The sequence below is a fragment of the Bifidobacterium sp. MSTE12 genome (assembly GCF_000513015.1).
GTDB classification, from domain to species: domain Bacteria; phylum Actinomycetota; class Actinomycetes; order Actinomycetales; family Bifidobacteriaceae; genus Bifidobacterium; species Bifidobacterium dentium.
Genome location: NZ_AZYA01000030.1, coordinates 30,169 through 44,377, shown reverse-complemented (window position 1 = coordinate 44,377; position 14,209 = coordinate 30,169). Strand labels below are relative to the sequence as shown.

Sequence of the window (14,209 nt, the reverse complement as noted above, 5' to 3'; positions counted from 1 at the left end):
TTCTCCAGAGGCTTCACCGGAGCGTTCTGCGCAGGTGTGCTCGGCTGAGACGGCGTGCTCGGCGTGCTCGGAGTGCTCGGCTGAGTCGGAGTCGTCGGCTGAGACGGCGTCGGCGTCGGGGCCTGGGTCTTCTGGCCGACCATGATCAAGCTGACCGGCGGGGTGGCCTGATGGAATTCGGTAGCCAGCAGATTCTGATATTGATCGTTGGATGTCTTGTAGATGTCCAGGGTCTGTCCCGAAGGAATGTTCGCCGTGCTGTCAACCAGCGCTTGAACGGCGTCGGAATAAGGATGCGGCACGATCGGACGGGAGTCGGTGTAGTACCAGATCGCATACTGAGTCGCCTCCGCGAACTCCAGGTCGCTCAGATTGTACTTCTGTTGGATACCTGCTTTGTTGTTCGGATAGCCGTTGTACAGCACGCGCAGCACGTCCTGATACAGGTCGGTGCCGGGGCGTGCGCGCTGGGCGAGCTGGCTGAACGCGGTGGCTGAGCCTTCGACCCTCGTGTAATCCAGTCCGCTCGTCGGGCTGGACTTCCGCAGGTTGAAGCAGTACACGGGGGAAACCGTCTTGGAGGCGTCCTTCGACACGAGCGCGCCCGAAGTCAACGAGCTTTGTGTAGTGAAGGAATAGTCCGTCGGGGCGGGATTTTCGGGAGCCTTGACGGTGAACGTCTGGTCGGCCGCCTTGTCGTATCCTTCAGGGGCCGTGGTCTCCGTGAGCGTGTAGTCGCCTGCGGGCAGGTCGGCGGTGTGCACGGTGCCGTCTGAGGTCCATTCGGCGTCGATAACGTCCGCGCCATTGGCGTCCTTATGGGAGATGCGCAGTTGCGCGCCCTTGAGCGCGGTGCCGTCGGCGTCGACCTTAGACACCTGTACCGGCACGGTCGGGGCGGAGCCGCCATCCGCATATGCCAGAGCCGAGGGGAATACGCTCATGACCATAATCGCTACTGTTGCAATCAGAGCCGATAGAGCGGATGGGATGTGTATTCGATTGTTGGTTGTTCTCATGGTACCCTCTCTTGATTCAATCGCGAGCGGTGCGGGAAGCCGTTGAATCGGATTTTTTCCTAAACCAACGAAATAATCTCGCATCTCTCGCCTTTCTCAGGGTACATATGTGTACAATTTCTCCCCCGAGTCCCTGTTTTGTGAACGCGAGCTGAAAGGTTGTATCAGGTACCGGATGAAATTCCTGACAGATTCCTTCTATCTGTCAAGAATTTCCGTGTGAGGAAAAGCAGTGAAAGCTTGATTGTATGCCGACTACGTTCGGTCATCGACCTATACAAACCGATTGGGTCGTCGGCGAAGCTTCTCCCCAGCGTCGGAGCGGTGCAAGAGGTTCTTTGTACAGGGATGTTTAGGGGTATCATACGGCCCGTCGTATCGAAAGCGGTATTCCTATAATTCTTCGTTCAATTCGTGACTGCTCTTCTTGCAGACCGCTCCTTATCTATGCCGTCTCATATATATCAGTGGTCTCCGGATCGAAAAGACATGGGTGGGAGTAGTATCTTGCCCTGTTGTCCGCTTAGAGCGGAATCGCAATTTAATCTTGTGTCAATACGAGAAGAAGCAATAAGAGGAAGACGAAGTGGAATACTCACTCTTTATCAAACTCGCTGCTGAATTCGTCGGTACCGCCGTACTGATGGTCTTCGGCAACGGCGCTGTCGCCAATGCGGAGCTGAAGAACACCAAGGGCTATCATGCCGGCTGGCTGAACATCGCGATGGGCTACGGTTTTGGCGTTATGTTCCCGGTGCTGATGTTCGGCGGCGTTTCCGGTGCGCACATCAACCCGGCCATGACCCTCGCCCAGGCCATCAACGGCATGTTCCCGTGGGGTCAGGTGCTGCCGTACATCATCGCCCAGCTGCTGGGTGCCGTTGTCGGTCAGCTCATCGTGTACATCACCTACTGGCCGCATTACAAGGATACTGAAGATGCCAACGCCATTCTCGGCACCTTCTGCACCACCGATGCTCACAACGACCGCGTCAACTACTTCGTCAACGAGTTCTTCGGCACCCTCATGCTGGTGCTTGGCGCACTGTGCTGCCTCGAAATGCCGTGGGGCAAGGAAGATCACGCCGCCGCAGCCATCGTGGTCGGCTTCATCGTGTGGGGCCTTGTGACCTCCATGGGTGGCCCGACCGGCCCTGGTCTGAATCCGGCCCGCGATCTTATGCCTCGACTGTTGCACGCCATTCTGCCGATTCCGCACAAGGGATCCTCCCGTTGGGGTGAGGCCTGGATTCCGGTTGTGGCTCCGATTGCCGGTGCGATCGTAGGCGCATTCCTCTTTAAGTCGCTGTTCGCCTGATGTACAGCTATGCTTGAGGTCCGTGGATATTTTCCGCGGACCTTCGCATATTGTGGGAGGGAGCCATGGTGCGATTCATACGGTATGTGCTACGTGCGCTGAATCCGAAGACGGCCGTGACGATGGATTCGCGGCAGGTGTTTCGCATTCGCCGCTGGACGGTGGCCTGCGTGCTTGCGATTCTGGTCATTGCGATGGTGTCCTGCAGTGTGCACGGGATGAAGGCGCATGCGCAACGGGCTGCGCAGGCCTCGCAGTCGGCGACGACCGGCAAGACGACGGCGAAACGGCAGCATTCCAAGAACGATGCGGCTGCCGAACGGTCGAACGAATCGCAAGACGATGACAATGCTGAGGATCCGGTACAGGCTGAGTTGCAGCATCAATCGGCACCGCTGACCGATGACCAGAGGAACGAGATTCTCGCCAAGGCCCAGCAGACGGCACGGGATAACGGCCATGAACCCACGCAGTACACCTATTGCGTAGCGGAGAAGGGTGATGTCGGTTCGCTCGATGACTTCTCCAATGCCGTCTACCGTATTCTCAACGATGAGCGCGGATGGCCGCGTGCCGGTGCTACGTTCGTGCAGGGCGCGGAAGGAAACTGTGACTTCAATATCGTGCTTTCCGAAGCGCAATATATGACCACGTTTTCGTCGGGTTGCTCCACCGAATACAGTTGCCGTGTGGGCGAGAACGTGATCATCAACGACGATCGCTGGAATGGCGGCACGGATGCCTGGCTTTCCGCAGGCGGGAACATGGCGAGATACCGCGTAATGGTGATCAATCATGAAGTGGGGCATCGACTTGGTCATACCGATAATGAGACGCCGTGTGCCGGTGCCGGGCAGTCTGCGCCGCTGATGCAGGAACAGTCCATGCATCTGGACGGATGCACGACCAACGAATATCCGCTCGATAATGAGCTGTGGATCAGATAGCGACCATCGTGCCGTTAGAGACCGAAATAGGTGTTGAATGCCTGCGGGTCAAGGGAACGGTCGGCGGTGTCGGTTCTGACCTTGGTCCAGCTGAATTCGGTCAGGGCCTCTTGGGCGCTCATGGGTTGCGGATGCGTGGAATGCGGATCGCCTTGGAGTCCGAGCAGCCAGGCGCAGTATCCGATGATTCGTTCGGGTGTGGCGCCATGCTTGCGAAGAATGCCCATGTCCAGTGATTTCTCGCGCTTGGCAAGTCGTTGCCCGCTCGCATTGTCGATGAGGGGGAGATGGGCGTAAGAGTAATCGGTGGAGCCGGTGAGGGCTTGCCGAATCCATATCTGCAGGGCGTTGGAGCGTAGCAGATCACGTCCACGAACGATGTCGTCGACGCCCATGGCAAGATCGTCTACGACGACCACCAGCTGGTAGGAGAACAGGCCGTCGGCCCGGCGAACGACCGAGTCGCCGATCTCGCGGGTCACATTGAATTCCTGATGGCCGAATACACGGTCTTCAAACGCAATCGTCGAATTCGAAGCGGGCATGGCGATGCGTAGGGAATGCCGCCTGCCCTGCGCAAGCCGTGCGCGTACCTCGTCCGGATTCGTCTCGGCGAGCCTGCGGCAGGTGCCGGGGTAGATCATGAAACGGTCGCCTTCCTGCGGTGCTGAAGCCGCGCGAATGTCCGCGCGTGAGCAGAAGCAGGGGTAGATTAACGGCGTTGCGTTTCCGGTGGCGTCTGCGGTGACGGCTCCCGAATCGTCGATGGTGAGACGCTGCAAGGCGCGCAGGGCATCTTCATACAGATGGTGTCGGGCGGATTGATATACGGGCGCGCCGTCCCAGTCAAGGCCGAGCCATTGCAGGTCGTCCATGATGAGGTCGGCCGCTCCGGGGACGACACGTGGTTCGTCGATGTCTTCGATGCGCAGGTAGATTGCGTCGTTGCTGCTGCGTGCGGAAAGCCATGCACCCAGCATCGCGTAGATGTTGCCGATGTGCATGCGGCCTGACGGCGTCGGAGCGAAACGGCCTGGCATCGTACCTCCTTGAGTGGTTGGTCATACAGGACTCTACCTTCTCCTCCGGAAAGGAAGCGATTCACATAAGGGGTGAGATGGGGTGAATTGTATGATAAAGCGTTGAATCGATTGTGTGATATAGCTTACACGAGGTTTAGCGCGTAGCGATACGGGTGGTTTTGCCCCCGTCATTTTCGAGTTTCTGATGATAGGGTGAACCGTCCAGAGCACGTAAGCCGTATCCATGTCGCGCGGCGCGTAAGCGGAGTCAACGGTAATGACAATGTGAAAGTGGGTGGAACATGACGAGAAGACGATTCAGTCAGACGGAAGTCGAATACCTACGGTCGCTGCCGGCGGTCGAGGCGGTTACGGAAAATCGCATCACGTATTCGCATGATTTCCAAGTCAGTTGCATGAGTCGTTATCTACAGGGTGAGCGGCCGAGCGTGATTTTTACGTCGGCCGGCCTGAGCCCCATGATCGTCGGCCATAAGCGTGTGGAACGCAATATCGCGCGTTGGAAGCATGATGATGAGATCATGAACGAGGCCAAACAGCCAGGTGCGATGGCCGTGATGCCGACCGATGCGCGTAACCGCCTCATCACCATGCAAATGGGGCAGATTCAGTCGCTGACCTGCCAGGTGATCGCGTTGAGGCAGCGTGTCGGGGAGCTTGAGCAACGGTTCGAAACCATCGAATCCTGAGTCGTGGAAACGTTCGTGCAATGCGGCAACATGCTGACAAGGACTGAGTGCCTACTAGACAATCAGAAACCCAAGGGGGTTAACCCCTCGAAATTTTCCTCGAAATGTCTCAAATTATGGAATATGCCATAACAATCAAGGCATTTTGAGTCATAAAGAAACTACAGACGGAGTCTTGAAGTCCCCCTTCTACTGTCGTCTGATGTTAGCCCGTACGACTATTGCCGACCGCTTTATCGCTTCACTTCAGGCCGGCTCGTACGGGCTTCTTCATACCCTAGGGAAAGGGATCGGGAATCCGACGTTAAGGGGCGATGAGATGACTGCTTATATGGACCACAAAAACCTTGCCAATGAGGTGATCGATGCGGCGCGCGCACAAGAGATTACGGACGGCGTGCATCGTGTGCTGGACCGTGTCGCCACCGCCGAAGCCCAAGCCGGTCGCGAAGTCGGTTCGGTGAAACTGCTGGCAGCCACGAAGACGCGTGACGTCGGCGAAATCATGACCGCGATCGACGCCGGGGTGCGCATGATCGGAGAGAATCGTCCGCAGGAAGTGACGGCAAAGGCCGAAGGATTGCTGAAGCAGTGCGCGCAACGCGGCTTTACGTTGGGGGCGGCCACTGCCGAGGTGGTTGCCGGCGGCGCGGTTGCCGGCGATGCGGACGGTACGCATATTCCGTTCCATCTGATCGGTCAACTGCAAAGCAACAAGATCGGCAAAGTGTTACCGGTGGTCAACACGATCGAGTCGGTGGATTCGGTCGATTTGGCGGAGAAGATTTCGCGCAGGGCCGTCGCGCGCGGCATTACGGTCGGCGTGCTGCTGGAGGTGAATGAGTCCGGCGAGGCGTCGAAGTCAGGTTGCGATCCGGCTCATGCCATCCGCATCGCACAAAAGATAGGCACGTTGGATGGCCTCGAATTGCAAGGTCTGATGACGATTGGCGCGCATGTCGACGATGAGACCACGATTCGCAAATGCTTCGCGCATCTGCGCAAGACGCGCGATCTGATCCTTGCGTCCAAGACGCCGGGAACCGAACGCTGCCTGGAACTGTCGATGGGCATGACCGGCGATATGGAGCTCGCCATCGCCGAAGGCTCTACCATTGTGCGCGTCGGCACCGCCATCTTCGGCGAGCGCGCGTTCATCTAGCGTCGGCCCATACGTTCCTGCCTGTGGGAATGATCATGGACCCCTCCAATAGGGGGCGTGGATTGCAGGGGTGGTGATGCGAAGATTGTTGCGTTCGAAGGAGATGCATGATGCTTCGCAGAGTCAGCGTGCGGCGGGAGGTGTCTCGGGCCGTTGCCCTCCGGTGGGAGCCTGTGGCGTTTGCTGAGGTGGTTGACGTATCGGATGTGGTGCGTCGGCGTCGCATGCGGCTCGTGCAGTTCGTGGTGATGCGTGCGCTTGCGGCGCTGTTGATCGCATCGGCCTTATGCGTAGGCTTGTTTCCGGTGGTCATGCAGGTGCGATCGGCGCGGAGTCTGTCGAATACTTCCGATGCGGTGGCGAAAACGGTTGCGGGCTGGCCGTACCCGCAGGCTGAGGACCGGCTTGCCGATGCCCGCGCCTATAACGCACGTCTCGCCAAGGAAGGGCAGCCGATTCTTGGTGAGGCCGTGGATCCTTTCGCGTCGGCCGCGGGCGTTTCGCAGAGTTCCGGTAACGGGGATTCCGTCTCCAGTCAGGATGAGGAGTATCAGGGTCTGCTTGATTCCGGCTCCGGCATTATGGGAACCGTGTCGATTCCTAAAATCAGCGTGAAACTGCCGATTTATCATGGTACGTCGGAGCAGGCGCTCGCCAAGGGTGCCGGGCATTTGTATGGTACGAGCCTGCCGGTCGGTGGCACGAACACGCATGCGGTGATCACCGGGCATCGTGGTCTGGTCGAGGCGATGATGTTCACCCGCCTTGACGAGATGAAGCAGGGTGATTTCATGTATGTCGAGGTGATGGGTGAAACCCTTGGCTACCAGGTGGATCGCATCGGCGTGATTGATCCGAATGACACATCACGTCTCACAATCGAGCCGGGGGAGGATCGTCTGACCTTGATGACTTGCACGCCGTATGGCATCAATACCCAGCGGCTGCTGGTTTCGGGGCATCGTGTGTCGATTCCCATGCCCGCACCCGACCCGACAGACCTGCATGATGCGCGCAGCATCGGACTGTGGGTGGGTGTCGGCGTTCTGGTTGGCGGCATGGTGTTGTGCTTCATCATGCTCAGACTGATTCGTCCGAAGCGTAGGATCATGCGTCATGCCGAATGTTGGCCGTCTCGTGGTTGAGCGGCGGATGCCGATCATGTCGCGACCATGGTGGTTTCGATGCGTCGCAACCGGCATGGGGCTTTTGCGCGCCTCCTTGAAAGAGGATGTTTTCACGTCTTGAAGAGGTTGCCGAAGAGGGTATGGTCTTGTTGGAATTCCAACGATTTTCGATGATGCAAGTGGTTGGATGCTCCCCCTAGGAGGGTGTATGCGCCGCAGGGCTTTCTTCCCTACAGTCCGTTTCATAAGGCACGTGACGGAGCCGGCCTTACGCGTCGAGACGAAGAGATGGACATGCTATGAAGAGAATCAAGGATCTGCTTGCCGGCTTGAGCGACCGACATCGCAAGGATCTTGGAAAGAAGCTCATGGCCATGGCGGCTACCTTCGCAATGCTGGGTGGCATGGCCGGTGCAAGTACGATGGCATTGGCTGATGACGCCGATGCGGCGGCGGCCGAACAGGTCGCGACGGCTTCCGCGAGCAGTGCATCGAACGATGTATCCGAGGCTACTCCGGCAGCGGAATCCACCCCGTCCGAGAATGTATCCGAAGGGTCAGGGAATCCTGCGGCTGAGAGCGCGCCCGCGGAGCAATCCACGGAACAGTCTGTGGAACAGCTCGTGAAACAATCTGAAGAGCAGAAGGCCGGATCAGCCGACGAGCCTGTTATGGAACTTGCCACTCCGTCGGAAGCGCAACCCGCGACGACATCCGCAACGCCGACCCAGAAACCAACGGGAACCGAGAACCCTACGACCGTTGAGCGGTCGGTTCAATCGGATGACGATGATGCCGATACCGTGGTGAATCAGAACGAAGCGAAAGACGACGAAACTAAGGATAATGCCGATAAGACGGTACGTCTTGGTATTGCGTCGTACCGGGGCATGCTGAAGTCCGCCTCCGCAGGATTGTCGACGCCGGAGCATACCAAGAGCATCGAATACCAAGGCAATGGCGCCTACACACTCAAACTTGACGTAACCGGCAAGGACGCCTCCACCTCCACCACGGACACCACCCCGATAGACATCGCCTTGGTGCTGGATGTGTCCGGTTCCATGAACGATGATTTTGGCGGTAGAGGCTCTCCATCGAAGATTAGCGCTTTGAAGACGGCTGTGAATTCTTTTCTGGATGAGACAGCCAAGACCAACGACACGATTGAGGACGATAACAATAAAGTAAAAGTTGCCCTAGTGAAATATGCCAACCAAATCGGGACCGCGACAGGCGCTGATGGTTGTCGAATAAGCAATTCCAGGCAATCTGACACGGGTAACTGTACACAGATTGTACAGGAGCTTACGACGGATGCTGGCTTGCTGAAGACAAGCGTCAATGGTTTGCAGGCGGCTGGCGCAACGTATGCCGATGCTGCAATGGAGGTTGCACAACAGGCGCTTGCCGGCGGCCGTGCCGGAGCGAAGAAATACGTGATTTTCTTCACTGATGGCGAGCCTAATCATTGGAGTGGTTTTGATGACGACGTTGCGAATGCCGCCATCAAAAAATCCCAGGAACTGAAAAATGCCGGCACCACGGTGTACTCCATCGGCATTTTTCGATGGCGCGAATCCGTCGGCGAGCGTATCGTCCGCCAGCAACGCCAATAAGTTCATGCACGGCATCTCGAGCAATTATCCGAATGCCACCGGGTATCGGAATCTGGGCGACCGAGCCTCCGGCGACTACTACTATTCGGCCTCCAGCGCCACGCAGCTGGCACAGATCTTCAACGATATCCAGAAGACCATCACCGAAAAGCACGTGTATACGGGCGTCTCCATCACCGACGAACTGTCGGAGTATGCCAAGCAGAGCGACATCGCCTACGACAAATCCACTGCGAGAACGTTCGATGGCAAGACGTTCTACAAGGTAACGAGCGGCGTTACGCTGAACGTCACCGGTGGCAAGGCCGGCGAAACCGCTCCGGTACTCAATACGGATTACGCGTTGTGGTACAGCGAAAACGGCAACGGCATCGTCAGGGCCGAATTCAACGAATCGTACGAGCTCAAGGACGGCATGACATATACGCTGTCATACAACGTGGAACCGACCGACTTCGCCTATCAGACATATGCGAAGACCGGCTATGACGCGACGGGCGATGCCGATACCGGAGCCACTTCGGCGGGCAAGGCCGGCTTCAGGTCCAACAAGACGGCCCAAGTCTGCTACACCACCGACGACAGGTCGAGTTGCGCGAATTACCGGCATCCGGTACTGCAGATACCGGTCGCCAACGTCGCAGTGACCAAGGAATGGCCCGATGTGCAACCTGTCGACGGTACGGAAGTGCAGATGCACCTCAAAGGCTACGACGATGCGGTCGACCTCACAGTGACGTTGAACGCCGACAATCAATGGAACGACAGTTTCGTCAAACTTGTGCCAGGCGAATACACGCTTACCGAAGACGCGGTCGACGGCTACACCCAAGTCGGCGACGCGAATGTCACGGTGACGATCGATAAGAATGAGCTGTGGGCGCTCGCCGATAAGAACGCCGACCTGCAGAAGCCGCTGAAAACCTACGAATGCACGGTACGGAATCAACGCAACACGGTTACGCTGCAAGACGGCGTGAAGCTCAGCAAGAAGACTCAGGGCAACGACTATGCGGAATCCTTCGACTTCGAACTGACCGACATCACGTCGGACACACAGAAGGCGCAGAACACCGGTGCCATGCTGAAAGGTCTCGAAGGCGGCAAGCAGACGACTTCGATCGGCAACCTGCAAGCGAATATCTCCAAGCCGGGTGCATTCACCGTCGATTCCGCAGGTGATCCGCTGACATTCTCGACTCCGCTGAACAACGGTGCCGACACCTATACCTTCAAGGTGGTGGAAGTACAGCCTGCGGCCAGGCATGGTTGGCGTTTTGACAAGTCCGAATATCACGTCACCGTCACCGTCGCCAAGAATGCGGCCGGCCAATACGAGGCGAAGGTGACGCAGGTCGTGCAGGTCAAGGATCGCGATGGCCGGGACATCGCAGCCGACAAACAACAGCCGGCCGACGATCTGACGGCTGCGTTCGTCAATCGCTATATCTCGGTTGCGACGCTCCCTGCGGCAGGTGATCTCACCGGTCGACAGTGGCTGCTCATTGGTGGCTGTTTCGGTCTGATCGCCGTCGTGGCGGGAATCATCGTCTCCATCTGGAGCGGCAAGAAACGGTTGTACTGATGGGGGTGATGGCAGCAACCAATGACTGAACGGACGCATCCGGCCGAGCCGATGGTGCCCCGGCCGGACACGAATCCTGATAACGCACAACATTCGAATCAATGGTGAACACCCAAGCAACAATTACAAGGAAGAGAGGTTTCTCATCATGAACGCGAGGAAGCTTTTTGCAAGCGTGGCCGCCGCGGCGACGCTGCTGGCCGGCATGGCCCTAGGCGCTGCGAGCGCACAGGCCGATCCGACGACCGCAGCCGAAATCACCGTGACGAACGCGGCCGCGGGTTCCGAGTTCAAGGCATACAAGTTCGCCGAATTCGCCGATCCGCAGGGTACCGCGCCGACCATGAGCAAGGTGCAGGTCAACACCGTCGATGCGGCGAAGACCGCCGTTGAGGCTGCGGCGAAGAGTGCGGGCGGCGTGAGTGAGATTCCGGACCCGTACAAGGACAATCCGGCCGCGTACGTGGCGACATTCACCGACGCGCAGCTGCGCGCATTCGCTGACGCCTTGGTCGTTTCCGGACTGACCCCGACCGATACGAAGACCGCTGCGCTTGAAGCGTCGACGGTTACCCTGGACGTGACCGAAGGCTGGTATCTGATTACCGACACGAACGGCGTGCCTACGGTCGTGGCCACGCAGGTGACCGCCAACGGCGCAACCTACACCAAGTTCGTCCGCAAGTCTGGTGATCCGCTGACCCTCGGTACCGTCGTGGCGAAGTCGAACACGCCGCCGACCCCGGGAAAGACCGCCGAAGAGAAGGCCCAGGCCATGGGCGTCGGCAGTGTCGCGAACTACACCATCCAGGTCAAGCTGCCGAACATGCTGGGTAAGACCGATCCGATGTTCAAGATCATGGATAAGCCGGGCGTGGGCCTGACCGTCAATAATGACATCAAGGTGTACGTCGAAGGCGGTTCCTCCACAATCACCGTCGATGGCGAGACGGTTAACGTAACCGAGATCCCGGCTGACAACAACTACGTGGTCAGTGGTTTCACCGCTAACGAGCTCAAGGGCAACGGCACGGACCAGTTCACGGTCGATCTGAGCAACTATGCGGCCAGCGAGGCCGGCCTCGCGAATGCGGGCAAGACCATCTACGTGCAGTACACCGGCGTAATCAACGAAGAAGTCAAGGAAAGCGAGACGGTGACCAACACGCCAACCGTGGCCACCGACCCGAACACCTCGACGGACGGCGACGAGGTCGAACTCATCACCGGTAGGTTCGAATTCACCAAGATCGGCGTCGGCGATGAAGAGAACGCTCTGGAAGGCGTGACCTTCAATGTGAAGGACGCGCGAGGCAACACCCTTACGTTCGTGCCTACCGACAACGGCTACATGCTGAGCACCGCCGCCACCGCCTCAGCCGACATCAAGTCCGGCGCAAACGGCAAGGTCAAGGTGTTCGCCCTGCCGGAAGGCACCTACACCGTCAAGGAAACCGCGACCCGCGAAGATCTGAACTATTCCAAGCAGTTCCTGGCGGAATTCAACATCAAGGTCTCCATCAACCAGAACGCCAAGAAGACGACCTTCGCGTTGGCTGACGGCAGCAACGTGCTGGGACTGGCCACCTCCGGTGCTGACGGTGCGATTACGGTGAAGAACGTGAAGTCCATCACCCAGCTGCCGCTTACCGGTGCCGCGGGAACCGTGCTGTTCACCATCGTGGCGTTGCTGCTGGCCGGTGCCGGTGCGGCCGTGGCGCTCAAGTCCCGGAACACGCTGGTCGAGTCCTGACGTCCGAACGATGTGACTGAAGGGGGTATTGCCGGAATGCCTTGACCGGAAAACTCCGGGCGAAAATCCGGATCAGGTGCCGCTTGCGAAAACCGCGGGCGGCACCTTTGCATGTCGTTCGGCAAGGTGCGGGAAGGTTTTTCCCGTTAGGTTCCACAGTGATATGGAATACGGTAAATAAGTCAATTGATTTACATAAATATCTTAAGAAAGGGTGATGAATTAGGGTGTTTTATACATGCTGATGACTAGGGTGGGTGAGTCGTTGGAAAATCAACAAAAATAAGGTGAATTGGTAGCAATAAGGAGGGAGTTAGGGGTATAAGTTAATTGCACTTGAGATGAGACTTGTTTTCATCTACCATAAACTCCATCGGGCAATAATCGAGGCGGTAAGACGGAGGCGGTTTTCGACGTTGATCCCGGGTGTGAACACATGTAGCACGGAGGAGGGTCGTCATGTCTAACGGCGGAGGAATGTTCAGTCCTGAAGAGGTCGCCTATCTGAAGACATTGCCTGCGGTGGCCGAGGCCACGGCGAGAAGAATCACCTATTCCGAGGCGTTCAAGCAATCGTGCATGCGGCGGTATCATGCCGGCGAATCACCGGTCAAACTGTTCCGTGAGGCGGGGCTCGACCCGGCGCTGATCGGTTACAAGCGCATCGAGCGTTGCTTTGCGAGGTGGCGTAAGAGCTCGAGCGATGCGATGGCCGGTCCGCGATATGATGATCGATTGGATGCCGCCAGTGCGCACGTGCTCGCGTCGATGCAGACCGTGACTTCGGATCGGTCCCCTTCGCAATCGCAGGTGCCTCTTCGCGCAATCACCTTTCCGGCTGCCCCGCGTGACGGCAGCGTCGATGTACGTGACCTGATGATCTACCAGCAGGTGCGGCGAATCGACGAATTGGAGCAGGAGGTCGGTACCCTGCGTATGCGACTCGATCTCCAGGCGCGCACCGAAGTCGAGCGGGCCGTCTGAACCGGCGTAGACTAAAGGGCATGAGAATCGCACGTTTTTCGCATAATGATGTACCGCAGTACGCTTTCGTGCAGACCGACGAAAGCGACGGCAAGGATTATCTGGTGGCATTGGGCGGTTATCCACTGTCCGGCGCCGCCGTCCAGCCGACCGGCGAGCGCTTTCCGGTCGACGGTGACGGCATCCGCCTGCTTGCGCCGGTGATTCCGTCGAAGGTGTACGGTCTGGCCAAAAACTACGAGGCGCATGCGCAGTTCATGCATGAGGCCGGTCACTCCGAAATCAAGCATGCGCCGGAGGATATGGTGATCTTTACCAAGCCGAGCACTTCCGTGATTGGTCCGGACGATCCGATTGTGATTCCGCCGTGCTCCAACGACATGAATTTCGAGCCCGAGGTCGCCGTGGTGATGGGGCGCATCGCCAAGAACGTGCCGGTGGAGCAGGCCATGGATTATGTGCTTGGCTTCACCTGCGTGAACGACGTGACGCTGCGTGACCTGCAGGGACTCGATCCGACGTGGACACGTGCGAAGGGTTTCGATACCGCCTGTCCGCTCGGTCCGTGGATTGTGACGCGTGATGACCTGGACTGGAAGGATGCGAAGATCTCGTTCACGCTCAACGGTGAGGATGTTGAGATGGCGTCAGGTACCACGGCGAACCTGATTCATGGCATTCCGGAGCAGATCGCCGCGATTTCGAGCTTCACCACGCTGCTGCCGGGCGATGTGATCATGACCGGCACGCCGAACGCTTCCGGACATCTTGATCCGGGTGATGAGGCCGTCGTACACGTCGAGGGCATCGGTTCGTTGCGCAATGTGGTGTTGCGTGGCTGATTGCTGACTGCTAAGGAGCTTATTTCCATAAAAACCGGCTGATTCATGACATCTTTCCGTCATGAATCAGCCGGTTTTTGTGTATCTGGATCACTATTCGCTGGAAAAGAAAAACAAAAGT

At 57.9% G+C, this 14,209-nt stretch carries 12 protein-coding genes; 10 read left to right on the top strand and 2 right to left on the bottom strand.

The window, feature by feature from the left end; genetic code table 11:
- Positions 1-950: prealbumin-like fold domain-containing protein (locus HMPREF1494_RS06350; protein ID WP_231495356.1), on the bottom strand; the 950-nt coding region annotated here is incomplete at its 3' end.
- A gap of 655 nt (positions 951-1,605) precedes the next feature.
- On the opposite strand from HMPREF1494_RS06350, the gene HMPREF1494_RS06345 reads away from it, so the two are divergent.
- Together HMPREF1494_RS06345 and HMPREF1494_RS06340 are read left to right on the top strand one after the other, a co-directional pair.
- Positions 1,606-2,337 carry an MIP/aquaporin family protein gene (locus tag HMPREF1494_RS06345; RefSeq protein WP_003838609.1) on the top strand — a complete coding sequence of 244 codons (732 nt, stop codon included), beginning with the start codon at positions 1,606-1,608 and terminating at the stop codon, positions 2,335-2,337.
- A 65-nt stretch (positions 2,338-2,402) separates the two neighbouring features.
- Positions 2,403-3,284: a DUF3152 domain-containing protein gene (locus HMPREF1494_RS06340; protein WP_034521103.1), complete on the top strand. Its 882-nt coding sequence runs from the start codon at positions 2,403-2,405 to the stop codon at positions 3,282-3,284.
- Between the two features lie 14 nt (positions 3,285-3,298).
- Here HMPREF1494_RS06340 and HMPREF1494_RS06335 read toward each other — a convergent pair whose 3' ends face one another.
- Complete coding sequence (locus HMPREF1494_RS06335) at positions 3,299-4,324, bottom strand: glutamyl-Q tRNA(Asp) synthetase (protein WP_003843319.1); 1,026 nt, start codon at positions 4,322-4,324, stop codon at positions 3,299-3,301.
- 284 nt (positions 4,325-4,608) lie between these two features.
- Between HMPREF1494_RS06335 and HMPREF1494_RS06330 the strand changes: the two genes are divergently transcribed.
- The 8 genes from HMPREF1494_RS06330 (at position 4,609) to HMPREF1494_RS06300 (ending at position 14,088) form a co-directional block, all read left to right on the top strand.
- Positions 4,609-5,016 carry a hypothetical protein gene (locus HMPREF1494_RS06330; RefSeq protein WP_034521101.1) on the top strand — a complete coding sequence of 136 codons (408 nt, stop codon included), beginning with the start codon at positions 4,609-4,611 and terminating at the stop codon, positions 5,014-5,016.
- 319 nt (positions 5,017-5,335) lie between these two features.
- Positions 5,336-6,178 carry a YggS family pyridoxal phosphate-dependent enzyme gene (locus HMPREF1494_RS06325; RefSeq protein WP_034255932.1) on the top strand — a complete coding sequence of 281 codons (843 nt, stop codon included), beginning with the start codon at positions 5,336-5,338 and terminating at the stop codon, positions 6,176-6,178.
- A gap of 110 nt (positions 6,179-6,288) precedes the next feature.
- Entirely contained in the window at positions 6,289-7,323 is a 1,035-nt protein-coding gene (locus HMPREF1494_RS06320) for a class C sortase (protein ID WP_396334929.1), read from the top strand.
- 281 nt (positions 7,324-7,604) lie between these two features.
- Positions 7,605-8,924, top strand: coding sequence for a vWA domain-containing protein (locus tag HMPREF1494_RS11740; protein ID WP_231495355.1), 1,320 nt, complete (start codon positions 7,605-7,607; stop codon positions 8,922-8,924).
- Positions 8,839-10,509: a DUF7604 domain-containing protein gene (locus tag HMPREF1494_RS11735; RefSeq protein WP_231495354.1), complete on the top strand. Its 1,671-nt coding sequence runs from the start codon at positions 8,839-8,841 to the stop codon at positions 10,507-10,509. The genes HMPREF1494_RS11740 and HMPREF1494_RS11735 overlap by 86 nt, the downstream gene beginning before the upstream one ends.
- A gap of 148 nt (positions 10,510-10,657) precedes the next feature.
- Positions 10,658-12,262: an isopeptide-forming domain-containing fimbrial protein gene (locus tag HMPREF1494_RS06310; protein ID WP_034521086.1), complete on the top strand. Its 1,605-nt coding sequence runs from the start codon at positions 10,658-10,660 to the stop codon at positions 12,260-12,262.
- Between the two features lie 459 nt (positions 12,263-12,721).
- On the top strand, positions 12,722-13,246 hold the full coding sequence (locus HMPREF1494_RS06305) for a hypothetical protein (RefSeq protein ID WP_034521083.1): 525 nt from the start codon (positions 12,722-12,724) through the stop codon (positions 13,244-13,246).
- Positions 13,247-13,266: 20 nt separating this feature from the next.
- On the top strand, positions 13,267-14,088 hold the full coding sequence (locus HMPREF1494_RS06300; RefSeq protein WP_034521080.1) for a fumarylacetoacetate hydrolase family protein: 822 nt from the start codon (positions 13,267-13,269) through the stop codon (positions 14,086-14,088).
- The last annotated feature ends 121 nt before the right edge of the window (positions 14,089-14,209 follow it).

What these genes read in the sequence shown, in the direction of transcription:
- HMPREF1494_RS06330 (WP_034521101.1), top strand. Translation starts at nt 4,609, where the DNA reads ATGACGAGAAGACGATTCAGTCAGACGGAAGTCGAATACCTACGGTCG.
- HMPREF1494_RS06320 (WP_396334929.1), top strand. Translation starts at nt 6,289, where the DNA reads ATGCTTCGCAGAGTCAGCGTGCGGCGGGAGGTGTCTCGGGCCGTTGCC.
- HMPREF1494_RS06300 (WP_034521080.1), top strand. Translation starts at nt 13,267, where the DNA reads ATGAGAATCGCACGTTTTTCGCATAATGATGTACCGCAGTACGCTTTC.
- HMPREF1494_RS06325 (WP_034255932.1), top strand. Translation starts at nt 5,336, where the DNA reads ATGACTGCTTATATGGACCACAAAAACCTTGCCAATGAGGTGATCGAT.
- HMPREF1494_RS06335 (WP_003843319.1), bottom strand. Translation starts at nt 4,324, where the DNA reads ATGCCAGGCCGTTTCGCTCCGACGCCGTCAGGCCGCATGCACATCGGC.
- HMPREF1494_RS06310 (WP_034521086.1), top strand. Translation starts at nt 10,658, where the DNA reads ATGAACGCGAGGAAGCTTTTTGCAAGCGTGGCCGCCGCGGCGACGCTG.
- HMPREF1494_RS06340 (WP_034521103.1), top strand. Translation starts at nt 2,403, where the DNA reads ATGGTGCGATTCATACGGTATGTGCTACGTGCGCTGAATCCGAAGACG.
- HMPREF1494_RS11740 (WP_231495355.1), top strand. Translation starts at nt 7,605, where the DNA reads ATGAAGAGAATCAAGGATCTGCTTGCCGGCTTGAGCGACCGACATCGC.
- HMPREF1494_RS06305 (WP_034521083.1), top strand. Translation starts at nt 12,722, where the DNA reads ATGTCTAACGGCGGAGGAATGTTCAGTCCTGAAGAGGTCGCCTATCTG.
- HMPREF1494_RS11735 (WP_231495354.1), top strand. Translation starts at nt 8,839, where the DNA reads ATGCCGGCACCACGGTGTACTCCATCGGCATTTTTCGATGGCGCGAAT.